This window comes from Streptomyces sp. NPDC033177 (assembly GCF_055577715.1).
On the sequence record NZ_JBVIPS010000004.1, the window covers coordinates 54,685 to 73,368 of the forward strand.

At 70.2% G+C, this 18,684-nt stretch carries 19 protein-coding genes; 11 read left to right on the forward strand and 8 right to left on the reverse strand.

The window, feature by feature from the left end; genetic code table 11:
• The first annotated feature begins 16 nt into the window (after window positions 1-16).
• Complete coding sequence (locus ACZ5U5_RS14950) at window positions 17-1,153, forward strand: LCP family protein (protein WP_469021052.1); 1,137 nt, start codon at window positions 17-19, stop codon at window positions 1,151-1,153.
• Here ACZ5U5_RS14950 and ACZ5U5_RS14955 read toward each other — a convergent pair.
• Window positions 1,139-3,235: an MMPL family transporter gene (locus ACZ5U5_RS14955; protein WP_469021054.1), complete on the reverse strand. Its 2,097-nt coding sequence runs from the start codon at window positions 3,233-3,235 to the stop codon at window positions 1,139-1,141. The genes ACZ5U5_RS14950 and ACZ5U5_RS14955 overlap by 15 nt on opposite strands.
• Before the next feature lie 159 nt (window positions 3,236-3,394).
• The gene (locus ACZ5U5_RS14960) at window positions 3,395-3,904 is read right to left on the reverse strand and encodes a MarR family winged helix-turn-helix transcriptional regulator (protein WP_469021056.1); all 510 of its coding nucleotides are present in this window, start codon (window positions 3,902-3,904) and stop codon (window positions 3,395-3,397) included.
• Window positions 3,905-4,201: 297 nt separating this feature from the next.
• Between ACZ5U5_RS14960 and ACZ5U5_RS14965 the strand changes: the two genes are divergently transcribed.
• Entirely contained in the window at window positions 4,202-4,534 is a 333-nt protein-coding gene (locus tag ACZ5U5_RS14965; protein WP_469021059.1) for a hypothetical protein, read from the forward strand.
• 35 nt (window positions 4,535-4,569) lie between these two features.
• On the opposite strand, the gene ACZ5U5_RS14970 is transcribed toward ACZ5U5_RS14965, so the two are convergent.
• Window positions 4,570-5,196, reverse strand: coding sequence for a HutD/Ves family protein (locus ACZ5U5_RS14970; protein WP_469021061.1), 627 nt, complete (start codon window positions 5,194-5,196; stop codon window positions 4,570-4,572).
• Window positions 5,197-5,299: 103 nt separating this feature from the next.
• The gene (locus tag ACZ5U5_RS14975) at window positions 5,300-5,740 is read right to left on the reverse strand and encodes a VOC family protein (RefSeq protein ID WP_469021063.1); all 441 of its coding nucleotides are present in this window, start codon (window positions 5,738-5,740) and stop codon (window positions 5,300-5,302) included.
• Between the two features lie 177 nt (window positions 5,741-5,917).
• Between ACZ5U5_RS14975 and ACZ5U5_RS14980 the strand changes: the two genes are divergently transcribed.
• A complete protein-coding gene (locus tag ACZ5U5_RS14980) occupies window positions 5,918-6,460 on the forward strand; it encodes a GNAT family N-acetyltransferase (protein ID WP_469021066.1) in 543 nt (180 codons plus the stop codon).
• Here ACZ5U5_RS14980 and ACZ5U5_RS14985 read toward each other — a convergent pair.
• Window positions 6,438-7,040: a DUF6417 family protein gene (locus ACZ5U5_RS14985; protein ID WP_469021069.1), complete on the reverse strand. Its 603-nt coding sequence runs from the start codon at window positions 7,038-7,040 to the stop codon at window positions 6,438-6,440. The genes ACZ5U5_RS14980 and ACZ5U5_RS14985 overlap by 23 nt on opposite strands.
• 127 nt (window positions 7,041-7,167) lie before the next feature.
• On the reverse strand, window positions 7,168-7,998 hold the full coding sequence (locus ACZ5U5_RS14990) for a helix-turn-helix domain-containing protein (RefSeq protein WP_469021072.1): 831 nt from the start codon (window positions 7,996-7,998) through the stop codon (window positions 7,168-7,170).
• Window positions 7,999-8,100: 102 nt separating this feature from the next.
• Between ACZ5U5_RS14990 and ACZ5U5_RS14995 the strand changes: the two genes are divergently transcribed.
• Complete coding sequence (locus tag ACZ5U5_RS14995; protein WP_469021074.1) at window positions 8,101-8,871, forward strand: SDR family oxidoreductase; 771 nt, start codon at window positions 8,101-8,103, stop codon at window positions 8,869-8,871.
• A gap of 257 nt (window positions 8,872-9,128) precedes the next feature.
• Complete coding sequence (locus ACZ5U5_RS15000; RefSeq protein ID WP_469021076.1) at window positions 9,129-9,509, forward strand: ANTAR domain-containing protein; 381 nt, start codon at window positions 9,129-9,131, stop codon at window positions 9,507-9,509.
• Window positions 9,510-9,580: 71 nt separating this feature from the next.
• On the opposite strand, the gene ACZ5U5_RS15005 is transcribed toward ACZ5U5_RS15000, so the two are convergent.
• The gene (locus ACZ5U5_RS15005) at window positions 9,581-10,456 is read right to left on the reverse strand and encodes an oxidoreductase (protein ID WP_469021078.1); all 876 of its coding nucleotides are present in this window, start codon (window positions 10,454-10,456) and stop codon (window positions 9,581-9,583) included.
• 79 nt (window positions 10,457-10,535) lie between these two features.
• Between ACZ5U5_RS15005 and ACZ5U5_RS15010 the strand changes: the two genes are divergently transcribed.
• The 4 genes from ACZ5U5_RS15010 (at window position 10,536) to ACZ5U5_RS15025 (ending at window position 14,598) form a co-directional block, all read left to right on the forward strand.
• On the forward strand, window positions 10,536-11,204 hold the full coding sequence (locus ACZ5U5_RS15010) for a helix-turn-helix transcriptional regulator (RefSeq protein WP_469021081.1): 669 nt from the start codon (window positions 10,536-10,538) through the stop codon (window positions 11,202-11,204).
• Between the two features lie 503 nt (window positions 11,205-11,707).
• Entirely contained in the window at window positions 11,708-12,898 is a 1,191-nt protein-coding gene (locus ACZ5U5_RS15015; protein WP_469021083.1) for an NAD(P)/FAD-dependent oxidoreductase, read from the forward strand.
• Window positions 12,899-12,908: 10 nt separating this feature from the next.
• Entirely contained in the window at window positions 12,909-13,847 is a 939-nt protein-coding gene (locus ACZ5U5_RS15020; protein ID WP_469021086.1) for a sigma-70 family RNA polymerase sigma factor, read from the forward strand.
• A gap of 229 nt (window positions 13,848-14,076) precedes the next feature.
• The gene (locus ACZ5U5_RS15025; RefSeq protein ID WP_469021088.1) at window positions 14,077-14,598 is read left to right on the forward strand and encodes an NUDIX hydrolase; all 522 of its coding nucleotides are present in this window, start codon (window positions 14,077-14,079) and stop codon (window positions 14,596-14,598) included.
• Here ACZ5U5_RS15025 and ACZ5U5_RS15030 read toward each other — a convergent pair.
• Window positions 14,583-15,629, reverse strand: coding sequence for an Lrp/AsnC family transcriptional regulator (locus ACZ5U5_RS15030; protein WP_469021090.1), 1,047 nt, complete (start codon window positions 15,627-15,629; stop codon window positions 14,583-14,585). The two genes, ACZ5U5_RS15025 and ACZ5U5_RS15030, sit on opposite strands and share 16 nt — an antisense overlap.
• Before the next feature lie 92 nt (window positions 15,630-15,721).
• Between ACZ5U5_RS15030 and ACZ5U5_RS15035 the strand changes: the two genes are divergently transcribed.
• Together ACZ5U5_RS15035 and ACZ5U5_RS15040 are read left to right on the forward strand one after the other, a co-directional pair.
• Window positions 15,722-17,014, forward strand: a complete 1,293-nt coding sequence (locus ACZ5U5_RS15035) for a metal-dependent hydrolase family protein (RefSeq protein WP_469021093.1) — start codon at window positions 15,722-15,724, stop codon at window positions 17,012-17,014.
• A complete protein-coding gene (locus ACZ5U5_RS15040) occupies window positions 17,011-18,606 on the forward strand; it encodes an AbgT family transporter (protein ID WP_469021095.1) in 1,596 nt (531 codons plus the stop codon). Before ACZ5U5_RS15035 ends, ACZ5U5_RS15040 begins: the two co-directional genes overlap by 4 nt.
• The last annotated feature ends 78 nt before the right edge of the window (window positions 18,607-18,684 follow it).

The following is an 18,684-nucleotide window of genomic DNA, read 5'->3' on the forward strand; positions in this document are numbered from 1 at the left end:
AGAGAAGGGGCAGCGCATGCCGCACGAGAGCAGCAACGAGCAGCAGGCGCACACGGCCGACGGCCCCGCAGTGCCCGGCTACGGGCCCCCGCGGGTGCGGCGCTCCCGGCGCAAGCCGAAGAAGAAGACCCTGCGGTACGCCACGTGGGGCGCGCTCGGGCTGGTCCTGATCGGCGGAGGAGGTGCCGCCTACGCCTGGCAGCACCTCAACGGCAACATCCAGGGCACGGACGTGAACGCCGCCCTGGGGAAGGACCGGCCCAGCGAGCAGAAAGACGGCTCGATGAACATCCTCCTGCTCGGGTCGGACTCCCGGGCGGGAACCCACGGCCGCTACGGCAGTGGCATCAGCGGAGCCCGCGCCGACACGGCGATGGTGCTGCACGTCGACAAGACCCACAAGAAGGCGTCGGTCGTCAGCATTCCGCGCGACACGATGGTCAAGCGGCCGCAGTGCGCCAAGCCGCACGGCGGCACGGCGCCCGGCGCGCGGCAGGCCATGTTCAACTCGTCCTACCAGGTGGGCGGACCCGCCTGCACCGTGAAGACGGTCGAGAAGATGTCGGGCGTCCGCATGAACCACTACCTCGAGGTCGACTTCAAGGGCTTCCAGAAGCTCATAGACGAGCTCGGCGGTGTGGACATCACCACCCGCAAGGCCATCCACGACCCCAACAGCGGGCTCGCCCTGAACGCGGGCAAGCACACGCTCAAGGGCAAGGAGGCACTGGAGCTCGTCCGCACCCGGCACGGCGTGGGTGACGGAAGCGACCTGGGCCGCATCCAGCTCCAGCAGGCGTTCATCAAGGCGCTGATCCACCGTGCCGACACCGTCGACCCGCTGGGCAGCCCCGCCAAGTCCTACGACCTGGCGGACACAGCGACCAAGACCATCAGCGCGGACTCCGAGCTGGCATCAGCGGACAAGCTCCTCGGTCTGGCCAAGGAGCTGAAGGGCATCAGCCCCGACCGCACCGACATGGTCACGATGCCCGTCACTTACGACTCCCAGGACGCGGGACGGGTCCTGCCGCTGAAGAAGGCCTCACACCGGGTGTGGGACGCTCTGCGCCACGACAAGCCCATCCCGAAGTCCGCGACGCGGGACTCGGTGGGCGATCAGAACGACTCGCCGGTGTCAGCGGGTACCTGACGTACGGCTGAGGTCCCCCGGCCACCACGCCTTCGGGCCGATGTCGCGCACCAGCGCCGGCACCAGGAGCGATCGTACGACCAGGGTGTCCAGCAGGACGCCGAAGGCGACGATGAAGGCGATCTGGACGAGGAAGGCCAGCGGGATGATGCCGAGGGCCGCGAAGGTGGCCGCGAGGACGACCCCGGCCGATGTGATGACACCGCCGGTCGCGGTCAGGCCGCGCAGCACTCCTTCGCGTGCCCCGTGGCGCAGTGATTCCTCGCGGACCCGGGACATCAGGAAGATGTTGTAGTCCACGCCGAGCGCCACCAGGAACACGAAACCGTAGAGCGGTACCGAGGAGTCAGTGCCGCCGAAGCCCAGGACGTGCTGGAAGACCAGGGCCGAAACTCCCAGGGTGGCAAGGAAGTTGAGTGCCACCGTCGCCACGAGCAGGACCGGCATGAGCAACGACCTGAGCAGTCCGATCAGGATGACGAGGATGATCGCCAGGACCACGGGGACGATGAGCATGCGGTCGTCCTCGGCGGTCCGCTGGGTGTCGTCCTGTTGCGCGGTGTAGCCCCCGACAAGTCCGTCGGCGCCGTCCACCGCGTGCACGGCGTCGCGCAGCCGCGCCACCGTGGCCTTTGCGGCGTCGCTGTCGGCGGAGTCCTCCAGCGTGGCGTCGATCCGTACGCGGCCGTCGACGACGAGAGCCTTCGCGCCGGGCCGACCGGACTCGCCCACGGCGGCGGCCGATGAGACTCCCTCGGTGCGCTCGACCGCGGCGGTGACCTGATCGGCCCGGTCCGCGTCCGCGATCACGACGGCCGGGTTGCCCGAGCCACCGGGAAAGTGCTTGCCGAGCGTCTTCTGCGCGGCCACCGAGGGTGCGTCGTTGACGAAGATCTCGTTCAGGGGAACGCCCTTGGACTGCAGCGAGGGGGCGAAGGCGGCGCAGACGAGTAGGCCGAGGAGGGTGGCGGCCCAGACCTTGCGCGGCGCGCGGTCGACGAGCGAGGCGATGCGCGTCCACACGCCCTGCCCGGCGGACTTCTCCGTCGCCGACCTGGGCTTGGCGGGCCAGTACGCCACGCGCCCCAGGAGGATCAGGACCGCGGGCAGGAAGGTCAGCGTGCTGAGCACCGCGCAGACGATGCCGATGGCCCCGACGGGGCCCAGCGCGCGGTTGTTGGTGAGGTCGCTCAGCAGGAGGGCGAGCAGTCCGAGTGCGACGGTCGCCCCGCTCGCGACGATGGGACCGAGCGAGCGGCGCAGCGCCGAGCGCATGGCGGTGATCCTGTCGCTGCTGACGGCAAGCTCTTCGCGGAAGCGTGCGGTGAGCAACAGGGCGTAGTCGGTGGCGGCGCCGATGACCAGGATGGACAGGATCCCCTGGACCTGGCCGTCGACGCGTACGACGTCGTGGTCGGCGAGCACGTAGACGATTCCGCAGGCGAGACCCAGGGCGAAGACGGCCCCGACGATGATCACCAGGGGGAGCAGCAGGCTGCGGTAGACGAGCAGCAGGATCACCAGGACGGTGATCAGGGCGACCCCGAGCAGCAGGCCGTCGATGCCCCCGAACGCGTCGGACAGATCGGCCTGGCTGGCCGCGGGCCCCGCAACTTGGACATCTACCCCGGGCACCTGGTCCGCCGCCTTCTTGACGTCCGCCAGGGTGGTCTCCAGCTTGTCGCCGAGGTCGGTCCGCAGGGGCACGACCCCCTGCAGGGCTTGGCCGTCCTTGGAGAGCACGGCGGGGGACGGGGGCCCGGCGACCCCTGCGGCGTCCTTCAGGGACGCCAACGCCCGGGTGGCGTCGGCCTGCTGTGCCTCATCGATGCCGCCGGATCGCGCGTCACCCTCCGCGGTCCAGACGACGATCGCCGGCAGGGCTTCGTCCTGCTTGAACTTTCTTTGGGCGTCGATGACTTGCGTGGACTCGGCGTTCTGCGGCAGGAAGGCGGACTGGTCGTTGGTGGCGACCTCCCCGAGCTTCCCGGCGTACGGCCCGAGTGTCCCGCCGATGCCGAGCCAGGCGACGAGAAGAACGACGGGGACCAGCCAGCGTGCCAGGCGCGTACGTGTGGACATGGATCTCCTTGCGAACACGGTGCTTCAATAACTAAGTATCTCAATGATTGAAGCATCTCGTCCGTCACGGGTGCCCGGCGGGTGCATCAGAGAAACGTCCATCAGCCGGAAGAGGTCACGGCGTGGACGGACGGGGGCCGCTCGCAGCGGTGGGTGGCGCTAGCGCCGGCGGCCGCGCAGCTCGGAGAGCTCCTCGTTCATGGCGGTCAAAAAGCGCACCACCACATTGAGTTCGTCCTCGCTGAATCGCACGCGCGCGTTCTCGGTCGCTGCGGCAAGGGGCTGGAAGAAGGTGCGCGCAGCCGATTTGGCGCCCGGGGCGTAATGGAGATGCACCACGCGGCGGTCCTCGCTGTCCCGCGACCGGTGGATGTGTCCCGCCCGTTCGAGCCGGTCAAGGCAGGCGGTGACGGCGCCCGACGTCAGCCCCAGGTGATCGCGCAGCCGCCCCGGAGTGAGCGGATCACTCGAATCCAGGATCGCCGCGAGGGCCTGGACGTCCGTGGCATGCAGGCCGTGGCCGGCGGCGAAACCATGGATCAACCGGTTGAGCTCGCCGTTCATGCGCCGCAGCTGCACTGCGAACGACTGCAGATCCGTCGGCACCTTAGCGGGGGCCGGACTTGACGCCGCACTGTCACTGAACGCTGATTCCTCTGTACTGGCCACACGGGCAGCCTATATATCCCGCACTTCAGAGCGACAAGGTGCGGGTCTGTCGGCCGAAGCCCTTACGCGAGTACCCTGCCGACATAGTCCGTGGAAAGGCTGCTCGCCGTCAGCGCGGCAGCAACCTTCCGGCGATCTCTCGGGCCCGGAGTAGGGCCCTCACCCGTCAGCGGCTGTACCCACGGGGCTCTGAACCCGTCACCAGGCACCGCGAGACGCACCGTTTCCCTCCAGGGCGGACCCTTCTCCGTCGAGTTCCGTTGCCTCTCTGCCGGTGCACGGCATCCGGGACTACGCATGCGCGGCTACTTCGCCGACGATCTGCTCCTCATCGTGCCCTCGACCGCCGCCGAGGGCGTGTGCCTGTACGGAGAGGTCCTGGGTGCGCACAAAGGTGCGCTCGCCATGGCCCTGACCGCACAGAGCCGCGCCACACAAGAGATCACCATCGACCTGACCGGGGTTCACTACCTGGCCAACAGCGCCCTGGAGATCCTCGTGGCTCTCGCCAACAACCTCCAGCCCCCTCAGAGCCTCGTCGTCCGCGCCGCCCCCGAACTGGCGCTGCAGGAAAGGCTCTACGCACGCGGGTGGGACGACATCGAGACCCTGCGCGTCATCGACGGTTAGCCGAGGGTCGGCCGCACAGGGCCCGGCTCCCGCCGTCAGCGCGTCGAGCTGATCCTGATCCCGGCCACGGTGCCTTCGCCTCGCAGGCTCAACACGCCGGCACCTTCGTGACGTACGCAGTCGAGACGGCCGAGCGCGGTCTGGCGCCCGTCCGGGCCACCGACGCCGATCCCCTCGGTGACGGCCATGACGAGCAGGGTCTCGCCCTCGGCGCACACCATCTCCGTACCCTGTGCGGCAGCGACGGTGACCATCCGCACCTGTGCCGTCGCACGGCCCCTGCGCGTCATCACATTCATGTCGCGCACCGCGCCCGCCTTCAGCAGACAGTCCGTCGTCGCGTCACCGGGGAAGGCGAAGGGACTCAACGGCTCCACCAGCTGCGAGGTGCCGTCCACGGTCAGCACCATGCCTTCGCCCTCGACCAGGGTGATCACACGGTCGATGCCGGGAAACGGCGAGAAGGGCCCGCCCGCATCCACGTCCGCGATGCTCACCCGCCAGTCGAACCCGTCCGCGGGCACCTCCGCGGACTCCGCCGCGGGCTCTTCCGCGGCGAGCGGCGCCCGCACGGAGCCCGACGCGACCTCCCGGGTCACCCCGCCGCCGTTCTTCCACGGCATGCTGCGGTACTCGCTCCAGCGCAGAACATCTCCGCTCATCGGAGGCCGCCTCCTTCTTCCGTCGTCCGGCCGGCGCCAGCCTACGTGCTGCTCAGAGGTGGAGGACGGCCCGTACGCACGGCCTGGGATCGACCGATATGCCTCAGCGCAGTTGCTCGGCCAGTCCGACGATGATGCCCTCCGGACCGCGGACGTAGCAGAGCAGATAGCTGTCCTCGAACCGGGCGATGTCGCCGACGAGTTCGCCGCCGTGGGGGCGCAGCCGGGCAACGGTCTCCTCGAGGTCGTCGACGGCGAACATGACGCGGTGCGTGCCCAGAATGTTGTGCGGCTGGTTGCGCGGCTCGGCGCTGGTCGCCGCGGGGGTGCGGTACCGCGCCAGCTCGAGCCGGCTGTGGCCGTCCGGGGTCCGGACCATCGCGATGTCGCAGTGGACACCGTCGAGTCCGGTGCACTTGTCCGCGACGGGGCCCTGGACCTCCGCCCTGCCCTCCAGCTCCATACCGAGTTCCACGAAGAACGCGATGGCGGCGTCCATGTCCTCGACGACGATGCCGACGTTGTCCATCCGCTGAATCGCCATGCTGGCTCTCCTTCTTCCTCGCACGGCCGGTGGTGGCCGCTGATGTCCCTGGGACGGAGCCGGTGCCAGGTTCTCGACATCCGCGGACCGCCGACTCGGGCAGCTGCCTCACCTGCTCGCCGCCCACGGGAACATTGTGTCCGAGGGGGTGTCAGTGGCGGGTGTCATGATCCCGGGATGGCTGCCGATTCCCTCACCCTCCAGCAGCTCACCACACCCGGTGACGTCACTCCCCGACTCCGTCGCGCTCTCGCCGAGTGCTGGGTCGAGGTCACCAATGCGGGCGGCGCGGCCGGCTTTCCGTTCCCTCCGGTCGATGCCGACACCGTGACTCCGGCCCTCGACCGCATCATCGACGAGCTGTCCGCGGACACCAGCCGACTCCTCACGGCCACGGCGGACGGCGCACTCGTGGGCTGGCTCAACGTCCGCCGCGACCGGTTCGAGCTGATCGCGCACTGGGGCACCCTGCACCACGTCCAGACCCGCACCGCCGTACGCGGACGCGGCATCGGACTCGCCCTCATGCGGGAGGTGCGCAGGATCGCCCGGGACGAGATGGGTCTGGAGCAGCTTCGCCTTGCCGCCCGCGGCGACGTCGGCCTCGAAGACTTCTACGGGCGCCTGGGCTGGCGGGAAGTCGGCCGGTGGCCCGCCGCCCTCCGGCTCGCCCCGGACGACGACCGCGACGAGATCCTCATGATTCTCGCTCCCCTCTGAGCTCAGGGACGAGGACGGGAGCGGGGGGCGGATAACTCACCCCGTACACACGGGCGAAGCGGTTGGCGGGTGCCGCTGATCCGCCGAGCCGTTCGAGGAAGAACGCGCGGGCCATCGACTGCATCTGCTCGCCGCTGACATAGACGACCCACCTGTTGGACGCGGCGTTGAAGCGGGCCGCCTCCACCGCCGACCGCAGGCCCGACGCGGGCCCGTGGTGCAGACGTCCGCTTAAGTCGAGGAACCGTCTCAGGGCGTCCAACTCCGAGCGGCGCAGGCCCACCTGCTGCAGCCCCGGGGCTGGTTCCTCGACGGCCGGGGGAGTGGCGCGTGCCTGCGCGTAGAGGAGTGCGTCCCAGCCGTCGGCCGTCAGCTGCACGGCCCACAGGATCGGCCGGCCCGCCTTCGCCGAGAGCTCCGCCTGGTCCTCGCGTGGCGCCACCCGGGCCAGCCCGAGCTTCACCAGGGGACTCGTGGTGCGTTCATCGAGTCCGGGCTCCGCCGTGGCCCATCCATCGGTGCCGCGCTGCACGTCAGCCACCCGTTGCAGCAGCGCGAAATGCCCGGCTGAGCGCCGCATCTCTGCCCCTCCCAGCGAACAGTGCGTTGCCGCGACGCTAGCGTGCATCCGCGCCCGAGGTGGCGCTGTTGAGCGGGTCTCCCCTAAAAGAGCCGGTGTTCCGGCCCGTGTACGGCAGGGCACCGGCTCAGGGTTCTTGGCGCGTGGTCGCAGCCAGCGAGCCGAGCAGCGCGAGCGCCTCGCTGCTGGGGGAGGCCGGTTCGGCGTGGTAGACGACGAGTTCCTGGCCGGGCGCCGAGCGGACGTCGAAGGTCTGCATGGTCAGCGTCAGCGGCCCGACCTCGCGATGCGCGAAGCGCTTGCGTTCCAACGCCTTGCCCCGGGCGTCGTGACGGGCCCAGAGCTCGGCGAACTCCGGGCTCCGCTCCAGCAGTTCAGCGAGCACCTGCCGTACCCGCGGATCATCGGGCGCCACGCCGTGGCCGAGCCGGAAACCGGCCACGGAATTGCGGGCGACGTCGTACCAGTCGCGATAGAAGTCGCGGGCGGCGGGGTCGGTGAACACGACATGCATGAGGTTGCGCGAGTGCGCCCAGCCGTGAAAGAGCGCGTCGGCGATCGTGTTCGAGGCGAGGACGTCGTACGCCCGGTTGTGGACGACGGCCGGATTGTGCGGCCAGGCGTCCATGAGCGCCAGCAGACTCGGCTCGACCCGGTCAGCCACCGCGGCCGCCCTGACACGTGGACCGACCCCGGCCACCCGGAACAGGTGCAGCCGGCCGTCCTCGTCGAGGCGCAGGGCGGTGGCCAGGGCATCGAGCACCTGCGCGGAGGGCGAGCGCTCCCGCCCCTGCTCCAGGCGTACGTAGTAGTCGGCGCTCACCCCGGCGAGCAGAGCCACCTCCTCGCGCCGCAGCCCCGCCACCCGGCGGTGACCAGTGACGGGGAGATTCACCTCGGCGGGAGTGACAAGGGCGCGCCGGGCGGTCAGGTATGCGCCGAGCTCAGAGCGTGCCATGCCCCCATGCTAGATCCGGGCCCACCGCGCTTCCTGGGTGCGCTGCACCCAGGAGAACGCCGCCTCTCCCGCCGACGCCCCGGCCGGGCCAGCCTCGACGACATGAGCACACAACAACCGGAAGACACCGCGCCCGCCGACCGCAAGGTCATCCTCGTCACCGGTGCGAGCAGCGGCATCGGAGCGGCCGTCGCCGCACGCCTGGTGACCGAGGGGCACCTGGTGGTGGCCGGTGCGCGCCGCACCGACCGACTGCACGAACTGGCCAAGAGCACGGCCGAAGCGGCAGCCCGCTCGGGCGGTGACCTGGAGCCGGTACGTCTTGATGTGACGGATCGCGCCGATGTCGCGGCCTTCGTCCAGGGCGCTCGCGACCGCCACGGCCACGTCGACGTCCTCATCAACAACGCCGGCGTCATGCCTCTGTCGCGGCTGGACTCGCTGCTCGTCGACGAGTGGGACCGGATGATCGACGTGAACGTCCGCGGCCTGCTGCACGGGATCGCCGCGACGCTGCCGTTGTTCGCCGCCCAGGGGTCGGGGCACTTCGTCACGGTCGCGAGCATCGGCGCCCACGAGGTCGTTCCCACCGCTGCCGTCTACTGCGGCACCAAGTACGCGGCCTGGGCGATCACCGAGGGCCTGCGCCAGGAGGTGGACCCCTCGATCCGGGTCACGACCATCTCGCCCGGCGTGGTCGACTCCGAGCTGGCCCACACCATCACCGAGACCGGCGCCGCCGAGGCCATGCGGAGCTACCGGGCGCACGCGATGGGTCCCGACGCCATCGCGGCCGCCGTCTCCTACGCGCTGGCACAACCGGCCGACATCGACGTCAACGAGATCGTCGTACGCCCCGCACGGCAACGCTGAGCCAGGTCTTGCCGGCCCTCTGGGGCGGTAACGAGAACTGAACCCGTTTGAGATCAACGCAGGTGGCTACCCGATGTCTGCGTAAGCGCAGCGCTGTGCGACGTAGGCGCCGGTTGGTTGGGACAGACAGCCACCGGCGCCGCCGCACGCGCAGAACCCCGAACTATGGCCACGGATGTGGAGAATCTGCGATGCTCGGCCATCAGCGGTTCTGCCGGCCCGACAGAGGCAGCCCGAGTAGACGAGAGGCAGAGCGGGTGGCTTCCTCACCGGACTCTCTCAACACATCGGCCTTAAAGCCTCGTTGTGAAACCGCGCAGCAGGCCCCCAACGGCAACGACGAATGCGCGGAAGAGGTCGCCGAGATCAAGGCGCTGCGCACGGAGGTCAACGAACTGCATCGCGCCATGGAGTCCCACCCGTCCATAGATCAGGCGCGGGGAATGTTGATGACGTTGGGTCCGTGTACCGCGGATGAGGCTTGGGAGATCCTGGTCGAGGTGTCGCAGCACTCCAACACCAAACTGCGCGCGGTGGCGGAGGAGCTGATCGCGACGACCGAGGGTGAACCGCTGCCCAGCCCGGTGCGTGCGGCGCTCGGCGAGGCACTGAGGAAGCGCCAGCCTGCCAGGGGGTGACCGAGGGCGTGAGCGAGCCTCGTCCGCCCTCCCGCTCACGCCCGTGGCCGGGCACTCAGCCCTTCAGCTCCTCAACCCCTCAGCTCCGCAAGGTCGGCCGCATCGAGGTGCAGACCTGCCGCCGCGAGGTTCTCGGTGAGGTGGGCGGGGGAGCCGGTGCCGGGGATGGCCAGCATGTTCGGTGAGCTCGCGAGCAACCAGGCGAGCGCGACCTGTGCGGTCGTCGCGTCGTGCCGTTTGGCGACGTCTGCGAGGCGGCCGTGCTCGATCGGGTCGAAGCCGCCGCCGAGCGGGAAGAACGGCACGTAGGCCATGCCGTGTTCCTCGCAGCGCGCGAGTACGGCCACATCATCGGCACGGTGCACGTGGTACTGGTTCTGCACCGCGGCGACGGGCGCGATGCTCCGCGCCTCGTCGAGTTGTGCCGCATCGACATTGCTGACCCCCAGGTGACGGATCAGCCCCTCGTCGCGCAGCTCCGCCAGCGCCGCGAACCGCTCGGCAAGGCTCTCGCCGCCGGGCTCACTCATGCCGCCGACCCGCAGGTACACGAGGTCGAACCGGTCGAGCCCGAGGGCGCGCAGATCCTCGGTCACCAGCTCCCGCAGTTGCTCGGGGCCGGCCTGGCCGGTGGGCATGCCGTCCGGGCCGCGCAGAGGGCCCACCTTGGTGGCGATCAGCAGATCGGCGGGGTAGGGCGCGAGTGCTTTGCGGATCAGGTCGTTGGCGCTCACGTCGCCCCGAGCGTAGAAGCCGGCCGTGTCGATGTGGTCGACTCCCGCATCGACTGCCTGCCGCAGCACCGAGATACCGGTCCGGGGATCGCGTGCCGGCCCGGTGAAAGTGCCGGCCGCCAACCGCATCGCGCCGAAGCCGAGCCGGTTGACGCGGAGGTCGCCGCCGAGGGTGAACTGGCCGCTCGCAGCGGCCGTGATCTGTGTGGTCATGTCCCCAGCCTCGCCCCGTGAGGGCCGTCGACGGACCGGATGGCAACCTGTTGCCACGATCGTGAGGAAGACTGGGAGGGTGACCGACCAAACGACGCTGACGGTGCATGGCGAGGAGGAGCTGGTCGCGCGGACCGCCCAGTTGTTCGGCGAGACGACGCGGGAGTTCTTCTGCGCGGCCAATGACCTGCACACCTGGTCGCGGCCCGAGGCCAGAGCGACGATCGCGCGCCGCCTCGGCCCGCGGACCGCTGAGGGCATGGTCGTGCGCAAGCTCTACACCCCCGCCGTACTGGCCGACGAGGAACAGCGGTTGCACCTGTTCGCCGTCGCGGCCGCCGGTGGGCAGGTGCGGGTCCGCGCCGCGACGCTGCCGCACGAGACGATCGTCCTCGACCGCAGGGTGATGATCCTTGCCGGGCGCAGTGGTGCCCGCGGCCGTGAGTTCACCATCACCTCGGCACCGGCTCTCGTCGGGGGCGTACACGCGCTGATGCGTGCCACGTGGGATGCCGGGACTCCTCTCGCGGACTATCTGCGGCGCGAGACCGAGGGCCTGGACGCCGATTCGCTCGCCGTGCTGCAAGCGCTCGCGGACGGACTCACCGACGCCGTGGGCGCGCGCCGCGTCGGCATGTCCGTACGGACCTATCGCAGGCGGGTCGCCGAGTTGATGGCGGCACTGGAAGCCGACTCGCGCTTCCAGGCCGGCGTCAACGCGAGCCGCCGCGGCCTCACCGGCAGCTGACCGGTCCTCACCGGGGCGCCGCCTGCCAGGTCCGGGCTGTCCTGCACGCGACCTGGGCGCACCCCGCACCGGAGGAGAACGACGGCTTCGGACTCCCTGTCGCCGCGTGCGGCCTCCTCTGGTGGGCCGTCAACCGCCCCTTTGCCCGCAGGACTCAGCTTTCGCCCGCCCAGTACTGGGCGCTCAGCCTCCTCGGCATGAGCGCGAGACGCCGGTGGGTTCATGTGCCGGACGCCTCGTCGATCCCAAACACCGGCCGAGCGCCGGAAGTCCCGCATCGCCCGCTCGATGTCCGGGACGGCAAAGCACACGTGGTAAATGGCAGTCATCCAAGCATGATCGAACACGGCACCTCGGTTGCCCAGCAGATATAGAGCACGGCAGAGATGCGGGAAGCCGAAGAACCACCTCCGTCAGGTGACCCGCGTCACAGACGGCTCCTGTCAGCAATCGTGGCGCCATCTCGTTCAAGGGGCACACGCGAACGAGACAGGAGCAACGCCATGAAGCACCGCATCGTCGTCCTCGGCGCCGGATACGCCGGGGCCTTCGCCGCCGGAAACCTGGCCCGCCGGCTGTCGCCCGCCGACATCGAGATCACCGTCGTCAACGCCCTGCCCGACTTCGTCGAACGGATGCGGCTGCACCAGCTCGCGACCGGTCAGGACCTCGCGGTCCGCAAGCTCGCCGACATCTTCGCGGGCACCGGGGTGCGGCTGCGCCTCGCGCGTGTGACCGGCGTCGACCCCGAGCGCAGGACCGTCGCCGTGAGCGGCGAGGACGGTGACGGGGAGGTCGCGTACGACACGCTTCTGTACGCGCTCGGCAGCTCCGTCGCCCAGCACGGTGTCCCCGGCGTGGCCGAGCACGCCTTCGACGTCACCGGCAAGTCCTCGGCGCTGCGACTGCGCGAGCGCCTGGCGGGACTGGGTGAAGGTGGCACCGTCCTTGTCGTCGGCGAAGGGCTGACCGGCATCGAGACCGCCACCGAGTTCGCCGAGTCGCGGCCTGGCCTCGACGTCGCCCTCGTAGCCCGGGGTGAGCTGGGCGCCTGGCTCAACCCCAAGGCCCGCCGCCACCTGCGCCAGGCCTTCGACCGGCTCGGTATCACCGTCCACGAGCACACCGACATCGAAGCCGTCGAACCGGCACGGGCGATCGCCGCCGACGGCACGTCCATCCCGGCCCAAGTGACGGTGTGGGCCGCCGGGTTCGCCGTGCACCCCATCGCGGCCGGGAGCGGCCTGGAGGTCGCCGACACCGGCCAGATCGTCGTCGACCGCACCATGCGCTCGGTCTCGCACCCGGACGTCTATGCCGCCGGTGACTGCGCCTACGCGATCGGCGAAAACGGCCGGCCACTGCCGATGTCCTGCGCCTCGGCCGGTCTCACCAACATGCAGGCGACCGCCGCGATCATCGCGCGTCTGACGGGCAGCGACGTCCCGACCGTCGGGATGAAGTACTACGGCAACCACATCAGCCTGGGGCGGCGGGACGCGATCTTCCAGATGGTGGACGGGGAAGCCGGCTCGAAATCCTGGTACCTGGGCGGCAAGACGGCCGCGCGGCTCAAGTCGGGCGTGCTCAAGGGCGCCGGGTGGGGCATCGTCCACCCGACCTTCGGCATGCCGAAGCGCAGGCGCCGCCTGGCCACCGCGCCCGCCCAGGTGGGTGTGAGGGCCACCGCATAGGTTGTTCCGCATGGACAGTGCAGCCATCGATCGATTCGAGGCCAGCCGGGGCCGGCTGGCCTCGCTCGCGTACCGTCTGCTCGGTTCGGCAGCCGACGCGGAGGACGCCGTACAGGACACGTTCCTTCGCTGGCAGGCGGCCGACCGTGAACGGATCGACGTATCGGAGGCGTGGCTGACCAAGGTCGTCACCAACCTCTGTCTGGACCGGCTCCGCTCGGCGCAGGCGCGCCACGAGCGCGCGGCCGGTGCCTGGCTGCCCGAGCCGCTCCTGGAGGGCGATCCCATGCTCGGCCCGGCGGACACCTTCGTGCAGCGTGAATCGGTGTCCTTGGCCGTCCTGACCCTCATGGAGCGCCTTTCGCCCGTCGAGCGGGCGGCTTACGTCCTGCGCGAGGCCTTCTCGTACGCCCACGCCGAGATCGCCGGGATCCTCGACATCACCGAGTCCGCGAGCCAGCAGCATGTCCACCGGGCGCGACGCCGGGTCACCGCCGAGCGCCGAGGCAGCGACGAGGTGGACCCCGCGTCCGCGCGCCGGATCGTCGAGGAGTTCCTTGTCGCCGCGGCGTCGGGGCGCACCGAACGGCTGGTGGAGATGCTCACCGCCGACGTGACCGCCGTCTCGGACGGCGCCGGTCTGGCCAGGCGGCTGCTGCGGTACAAGACGCGCGAGCGCGTCGCCTCCTTCGTGAGGGTCGGCTTCAAGCCCACGCCCGCGAAGCGGCGGCTGGCAGGCGGTTCCCCCGCGCTGCATGTCGCGATGGTCAACGGCTCCCCGGCAGTCGTGGCGGTGATCGAAGGCCGGGTCGTGGGCGCCGTGTCGTGCGAAGTCAGTGACGGCAAGGTCGCGTCCTTGCACGGCATCGCCGCCGCGGTCCGCCTCACACGCCTCAACGAGGCCTGGCAGCAGTACGATCCCGGCGCCCCGGTCATCAGCGCGTGGTGACCCGCGCCGGCGAGCACCGTCACGGTGGCGCGCGGGAGAGCGGCCGACAGGGCCCGGCCCTGCGGTGTTGGCCGCCGGTCAGTCTCCTGGACAACGCCTGCGCGGTTAGGGCTCCGTACTCCGGCTGCCCGCACTCACCCTGACCCCGCTCCGGCCGAGCGCGAGAACCAGGTGGCGGCCACTGCTTCGACCCGCTCACCCGGCTGTTCGCCGTGCGATCGTGTGGACCATGACTGAGTTGGTGGAACGCGTCGACGAGCGGGATGAAGTGCTGGCCGTCGTGGACAGGGCCGAGGCGATACGGCGCAAGTGGCTGCACCGGGTGGCGACCATCGTGTGCCGCGACCCGACCGGGCGGATCTTCGTGCACCGCCGTCCCGACGACATGTCACGCTTCCCGGGCCAGTTCAACTGGATGATGGGTGGCGCCGCGGATGTGGGTGAGTCCTACGAAGAGGCTGCCGCGCGGGAGCTCGCGGAAGAGCTCGGCGTTCAGGGACAACCGCGGTTCGTGCTCAAGTTCCGCTGCGCGGGGGTGATCAGCCCGTACTGGCTCGGGTTGCACGAGGTCGTGGTGAAGGAGCCGGTGCGACCTGATCCCTCGGAGGTCGCGTGGCACGCCTGGATGACGGAGCGCGAACTGGCTGACTTGGTGCGCCACGAGGCGTTCGTCCCCGATGCCCGTGAGGCGTACGAACGCTACGGCCGATACCGGGATGCCACGGGTGAACGCCCCTATGCGTCCCAGTAGTTGAGCGGCGCCGACCCCACACTGTGCCCTCTGCGGTCGAGGACCCGCCCCACGTGCTTGATCGTGCGCAGCACCACGGCACGTTCCGTGATGCGCAGATCCAGGTGCGCCAGGCGGCTGTTGAGCAGGGCCTCGGTGGTGTGGACCTCGGACAGGGTCGGCAGCCAGATGTCGAGCACCAGATTGTGCGCGCCCGCGGTGATGCTGCACATACGCAGGCCGGGCAGGGTACGCAGCGCGCTCACCGTCTCGTCGAGATGCTGGGCGGGCACCGACCCGAAGTAGACGACCGAGACCGGGAAACCGGTCAGCGGCCTGGCCAGCGCGCAACGCAGCGAGATCCGCCCCGTACCGATCAGGACGCGGAGCCGGCGCCGGACGGTGGCGGCGGAGGCGTCCACGGCCGCGGCCAGTTCCGTCAGGGGCATCCGGCCGTCGATGCCGAGCGCCAGAGCGATCTGGCGGTCGAGGGGCCGCAGCGTCTCGTCGGGCATCGCGGCCCGCTCCACGGTTAAGGCGCCCTGCTGCCGGCGGGTGAGGCTGCGCAGCCGCCAGGACGCTCCTTCGAAGGGTGCCGCGGTGATGACGTGGCTGCGTACGGCGCGTACGCCGGGCAGCTGCGACACCCGGTCGCCGGTGAGCCGGGCGAGACCGTCGAGGTCGGCCGCACCGACGATCGCGAGCAGATCACGCCCGCCCGACGTCTGCTTGAGGCTGAGCACCTGCGGGTCGCGGGCGAGCCGGCCGATGGTGTCCTCGCTCAGGCACCCGTCCATGTCGACTTCGATCTGGGCGTAGACGCCCTCGTCGTGGCCGGGCGAGAGGTAGCCGTCGACCCAGGCCACGCCCGCGCGCACCATGCGCTCCCAACGGCGGGCGACGGTCACCGCGTCGACCTCAAGTACCTCGCCCAACCGCACCCAGGGCACCCGGGGCTGGATCTGCAGGCCGTGCACGATGGCCAGGTCGAGTTCGTCCAGGGTGTGCGTGCCCTGGGTGCCCTGCGTGGTTTGAGTCTCCCGCGTGTCCATGAGGTGTGCCGAATCCTGCGTAGAAGGCATCGTGGTGAACGATTCCGGCGATTTTACATAGTCGTGATCCCTGATGCCGAGGATCGTCGGCCATGAGCCACGCACAGTTCTCCTCCTTGCGCATCATCCGAGCCCGCCTCGTGGACGGCACCGGCGCGGCGCCCGTCACGGACGCCGTCATCGACATCGACGAGGACGGCACGATCGTCCACGCAGGCCCTGCAGCCACCGCACCGCAGGCGCCCGCCCGGGTCCGCACCGTGGACGCGGCGGGACGCACGGTCCTGCCGGGCTTCATCGACACCCATGTCCACCTCGCCATCGAATCGCCCCGGCAGATGGTCCGCCGTCACGAGAGCGACCCGACCCTGGAGACGTTCCGCACCGCCGAGCGGCTGCGCATCACCCTGGAGGCGGGCATCACCACCGCCCGCGACCTGGGCGGCCTGCCGGCCGGTTACCGGGACGCGGTCGCCGCGGGCCTCACCACCGGCCCGCGGCTGCACACCGCGGTCCGCATCCTCAGCCACACCGGCGGTCACGCCGACTTCCACACGGAGTGCGGCTTCGACCCCAGCGCCGGGGTGGGCGAGATCGCCGACACCCCGGACGAGGTACGGGTCGCGGTGCGCCGGCTGCTCCGCTCCGGCGCCGACGTGATCAAGGTCTGTGCGACCGGCGGCATGAGCAGCCCCTACGACCAGCCCGACGACGAGGGCCTGACCGTCGAGGAGATCCGTACGGTCGTGGACGAGGTGGCCCGGCACGGCGGCCGTCCCGTTGCGGCCCACGCCCAGGGCACCGCGGGCATCATGAACGCGATCCGCGGCGGCGTGAGCAGCGTCGAGCATGGTTACGGCCTCACCGCGCAGGCACGCGAACTGGCAGGGGAGAACGGCACGTTCGTGGTGCCGACCCTGTCGACGGTGTTCGACGGCATCGACCGTTCGACCATGCAGCCCTTCCACTACGAGAAGAAGGTCCGCTGGTCCGGCATCACCCGGGAGAACATCGCGGCGGCCATCGCCGACGGCGTACGCATCGCGATGGGCACCGACGCCGCGATGGTGCCGCACGGCCGCAACCTGCGTGAGCTCTCCCATCTCGTGTCCCTGGGCATGAGCCCGGAACGGGCCATCGAGGCGGGCACCCGCAGCGCCGCCGAACTCCTGGGCCTCTCCGCGGAGATCGGCACCCTCGAACCGGGCAAGCACGGGGACCTGGTGATGTGTGACGGTGATCCGCTCGCGGACATCTCCCTGCTCGCCGACCCCGCCCGCATCGTGCTCGTCACCCAGCGCGGCGCCGTACGCAAGGACACCCTCGGTCTGGCGCGGACCGTGCCCGCGGCCGGCGGCGCGCCATCTCAAGGAGCCGCCGGATGAGCACCTCGGCCACCCCCACGAAGACTCCGGCGGGCGGACCGCCGCAGCGTTCCGTGCTCGACAAGGTCCTGAACGGCATCGAGCGCGCGGGCAACAAGCTGCCGCACCCGGTGCTGCTCTTCCTCGGCCTGTTCCTGATCATCGGCACGGTCTCGACGGTCCTCGCCGCCGTCGACACCACCGTCACGGTGCCCGGCGAGGACAAGACCCTCGCGGTCAAGGGGCTGTTCAGCGGCGAGGGCGTGCGCTGGCTGCTGGAGAACTTCATCCCGAACTTCACCGGCTTCCCCTCGCTGGGCACCGTCCTGCTGATGATGGCCGCGGTCGGCGTGGCCGAGAAGACGGGCCTCCTGGAGACCGCCGTACGCGCCTCCATCGCGCGGGCCCCCAGGCGGCTGCTGCCCTACCTGGTCGCCTTCGTGTCCTGCCAGGCGCACCTGATGAGCGACGTCGCGATCCTGGTGATCCCGCCCCTGGCCGCCCTCGCCTTCAAGAACGCGGGCCGCAACCCGATCGCGGGCCTCATCGGCGGCTTCGCCTGCGTCTGCGCGGGCTATGCGGCGGGCTTCTCCATCGGCGCGCTCGACGCGCTCTACACCGGCATCACGCAACAGGCCGCCGCGGTCGTGCCGGGTGGCGAGAGCGCCCCCACCCACATCCTCATCAACTACTTCTACACCGCCGCGGCCAGCTGCATCCTCGCCCTGATCGGCGGCTTCCTGATCTCCCGTGTCCTGGAGCCCCGCCTGCCGCAGCCGGACCCGGAGGCTGACCCGGAGAGTGATGCAAGTGAGGGCGCGGCCACCGCGCAACCCGCCGTCACGGTCACCGTGACGGCAAGGCAGCGCACGGGACTACTGCGCTCGGGCATCGCCGTCCTGCTGTACGCGGCCGTCGTGGTCACCTGCTGGCTGCTGCCGGGTTCCCCGCTGCGCGGCGAGGGCGGGGCGCTGGTCCCCTCGCCGGTCCTCGACGGCATCGTGCCGCTGCTGTTCGTCGCGTTCGTCCTGGCGGGCATCGTCTACGGCCGCACCGTCGGCACACTCAAGCGCGCCGACGACGCGCCCCGCATGATGGCCGAGTCGATCACCGGAATGTCCGGTTACATCGTCCTGATCCTGGTGATCTCCCAGGTCATCGGCGTCTTCGACTGGTCCAACGTCGGAACCCTGCTCGCGGTCAACGGCGCCAACCTCCTGGAGTCCGCGGGCCTGACCGGCTTCACGGGGCTGGTCCTGTTCGTCCTCCTGGTCTGCCTCCTGAACCTCTTCGTCACCTCGGGCTCGGCGCTGTGGTCCCTGGTCGCGCCGGTCTTCGTCCCCGCGTTCATGCTCATCGGCATGGAACCCGCCGTCACGCAGGCCGCGTTCAGGATCGGTGACTCAGCGACCCAGATGATCACGCCGCTCAATCCGTACGTCTTCCTGATGCTGACCATCCTGCGCCGCTACGAACCCGGGGCGCAGCTCGGCACGGTCCTGTCGAGGCTCTCGGTGTTCGTGGTCCCTTTTCTGATCGCCTGGCTCGCGGTCCTCGGGCTCTTCTACGGCCTCGGCCTGCCACTCGGGCCCGGCGCGGACATCCACCGCTGAGCCCGGCTCGCAAGGGGCGCGTGAAGCGGATTGTGAAGAGCCCGGCCCTGTCTCCGTCCGCGTCTTCATAATCCGCTT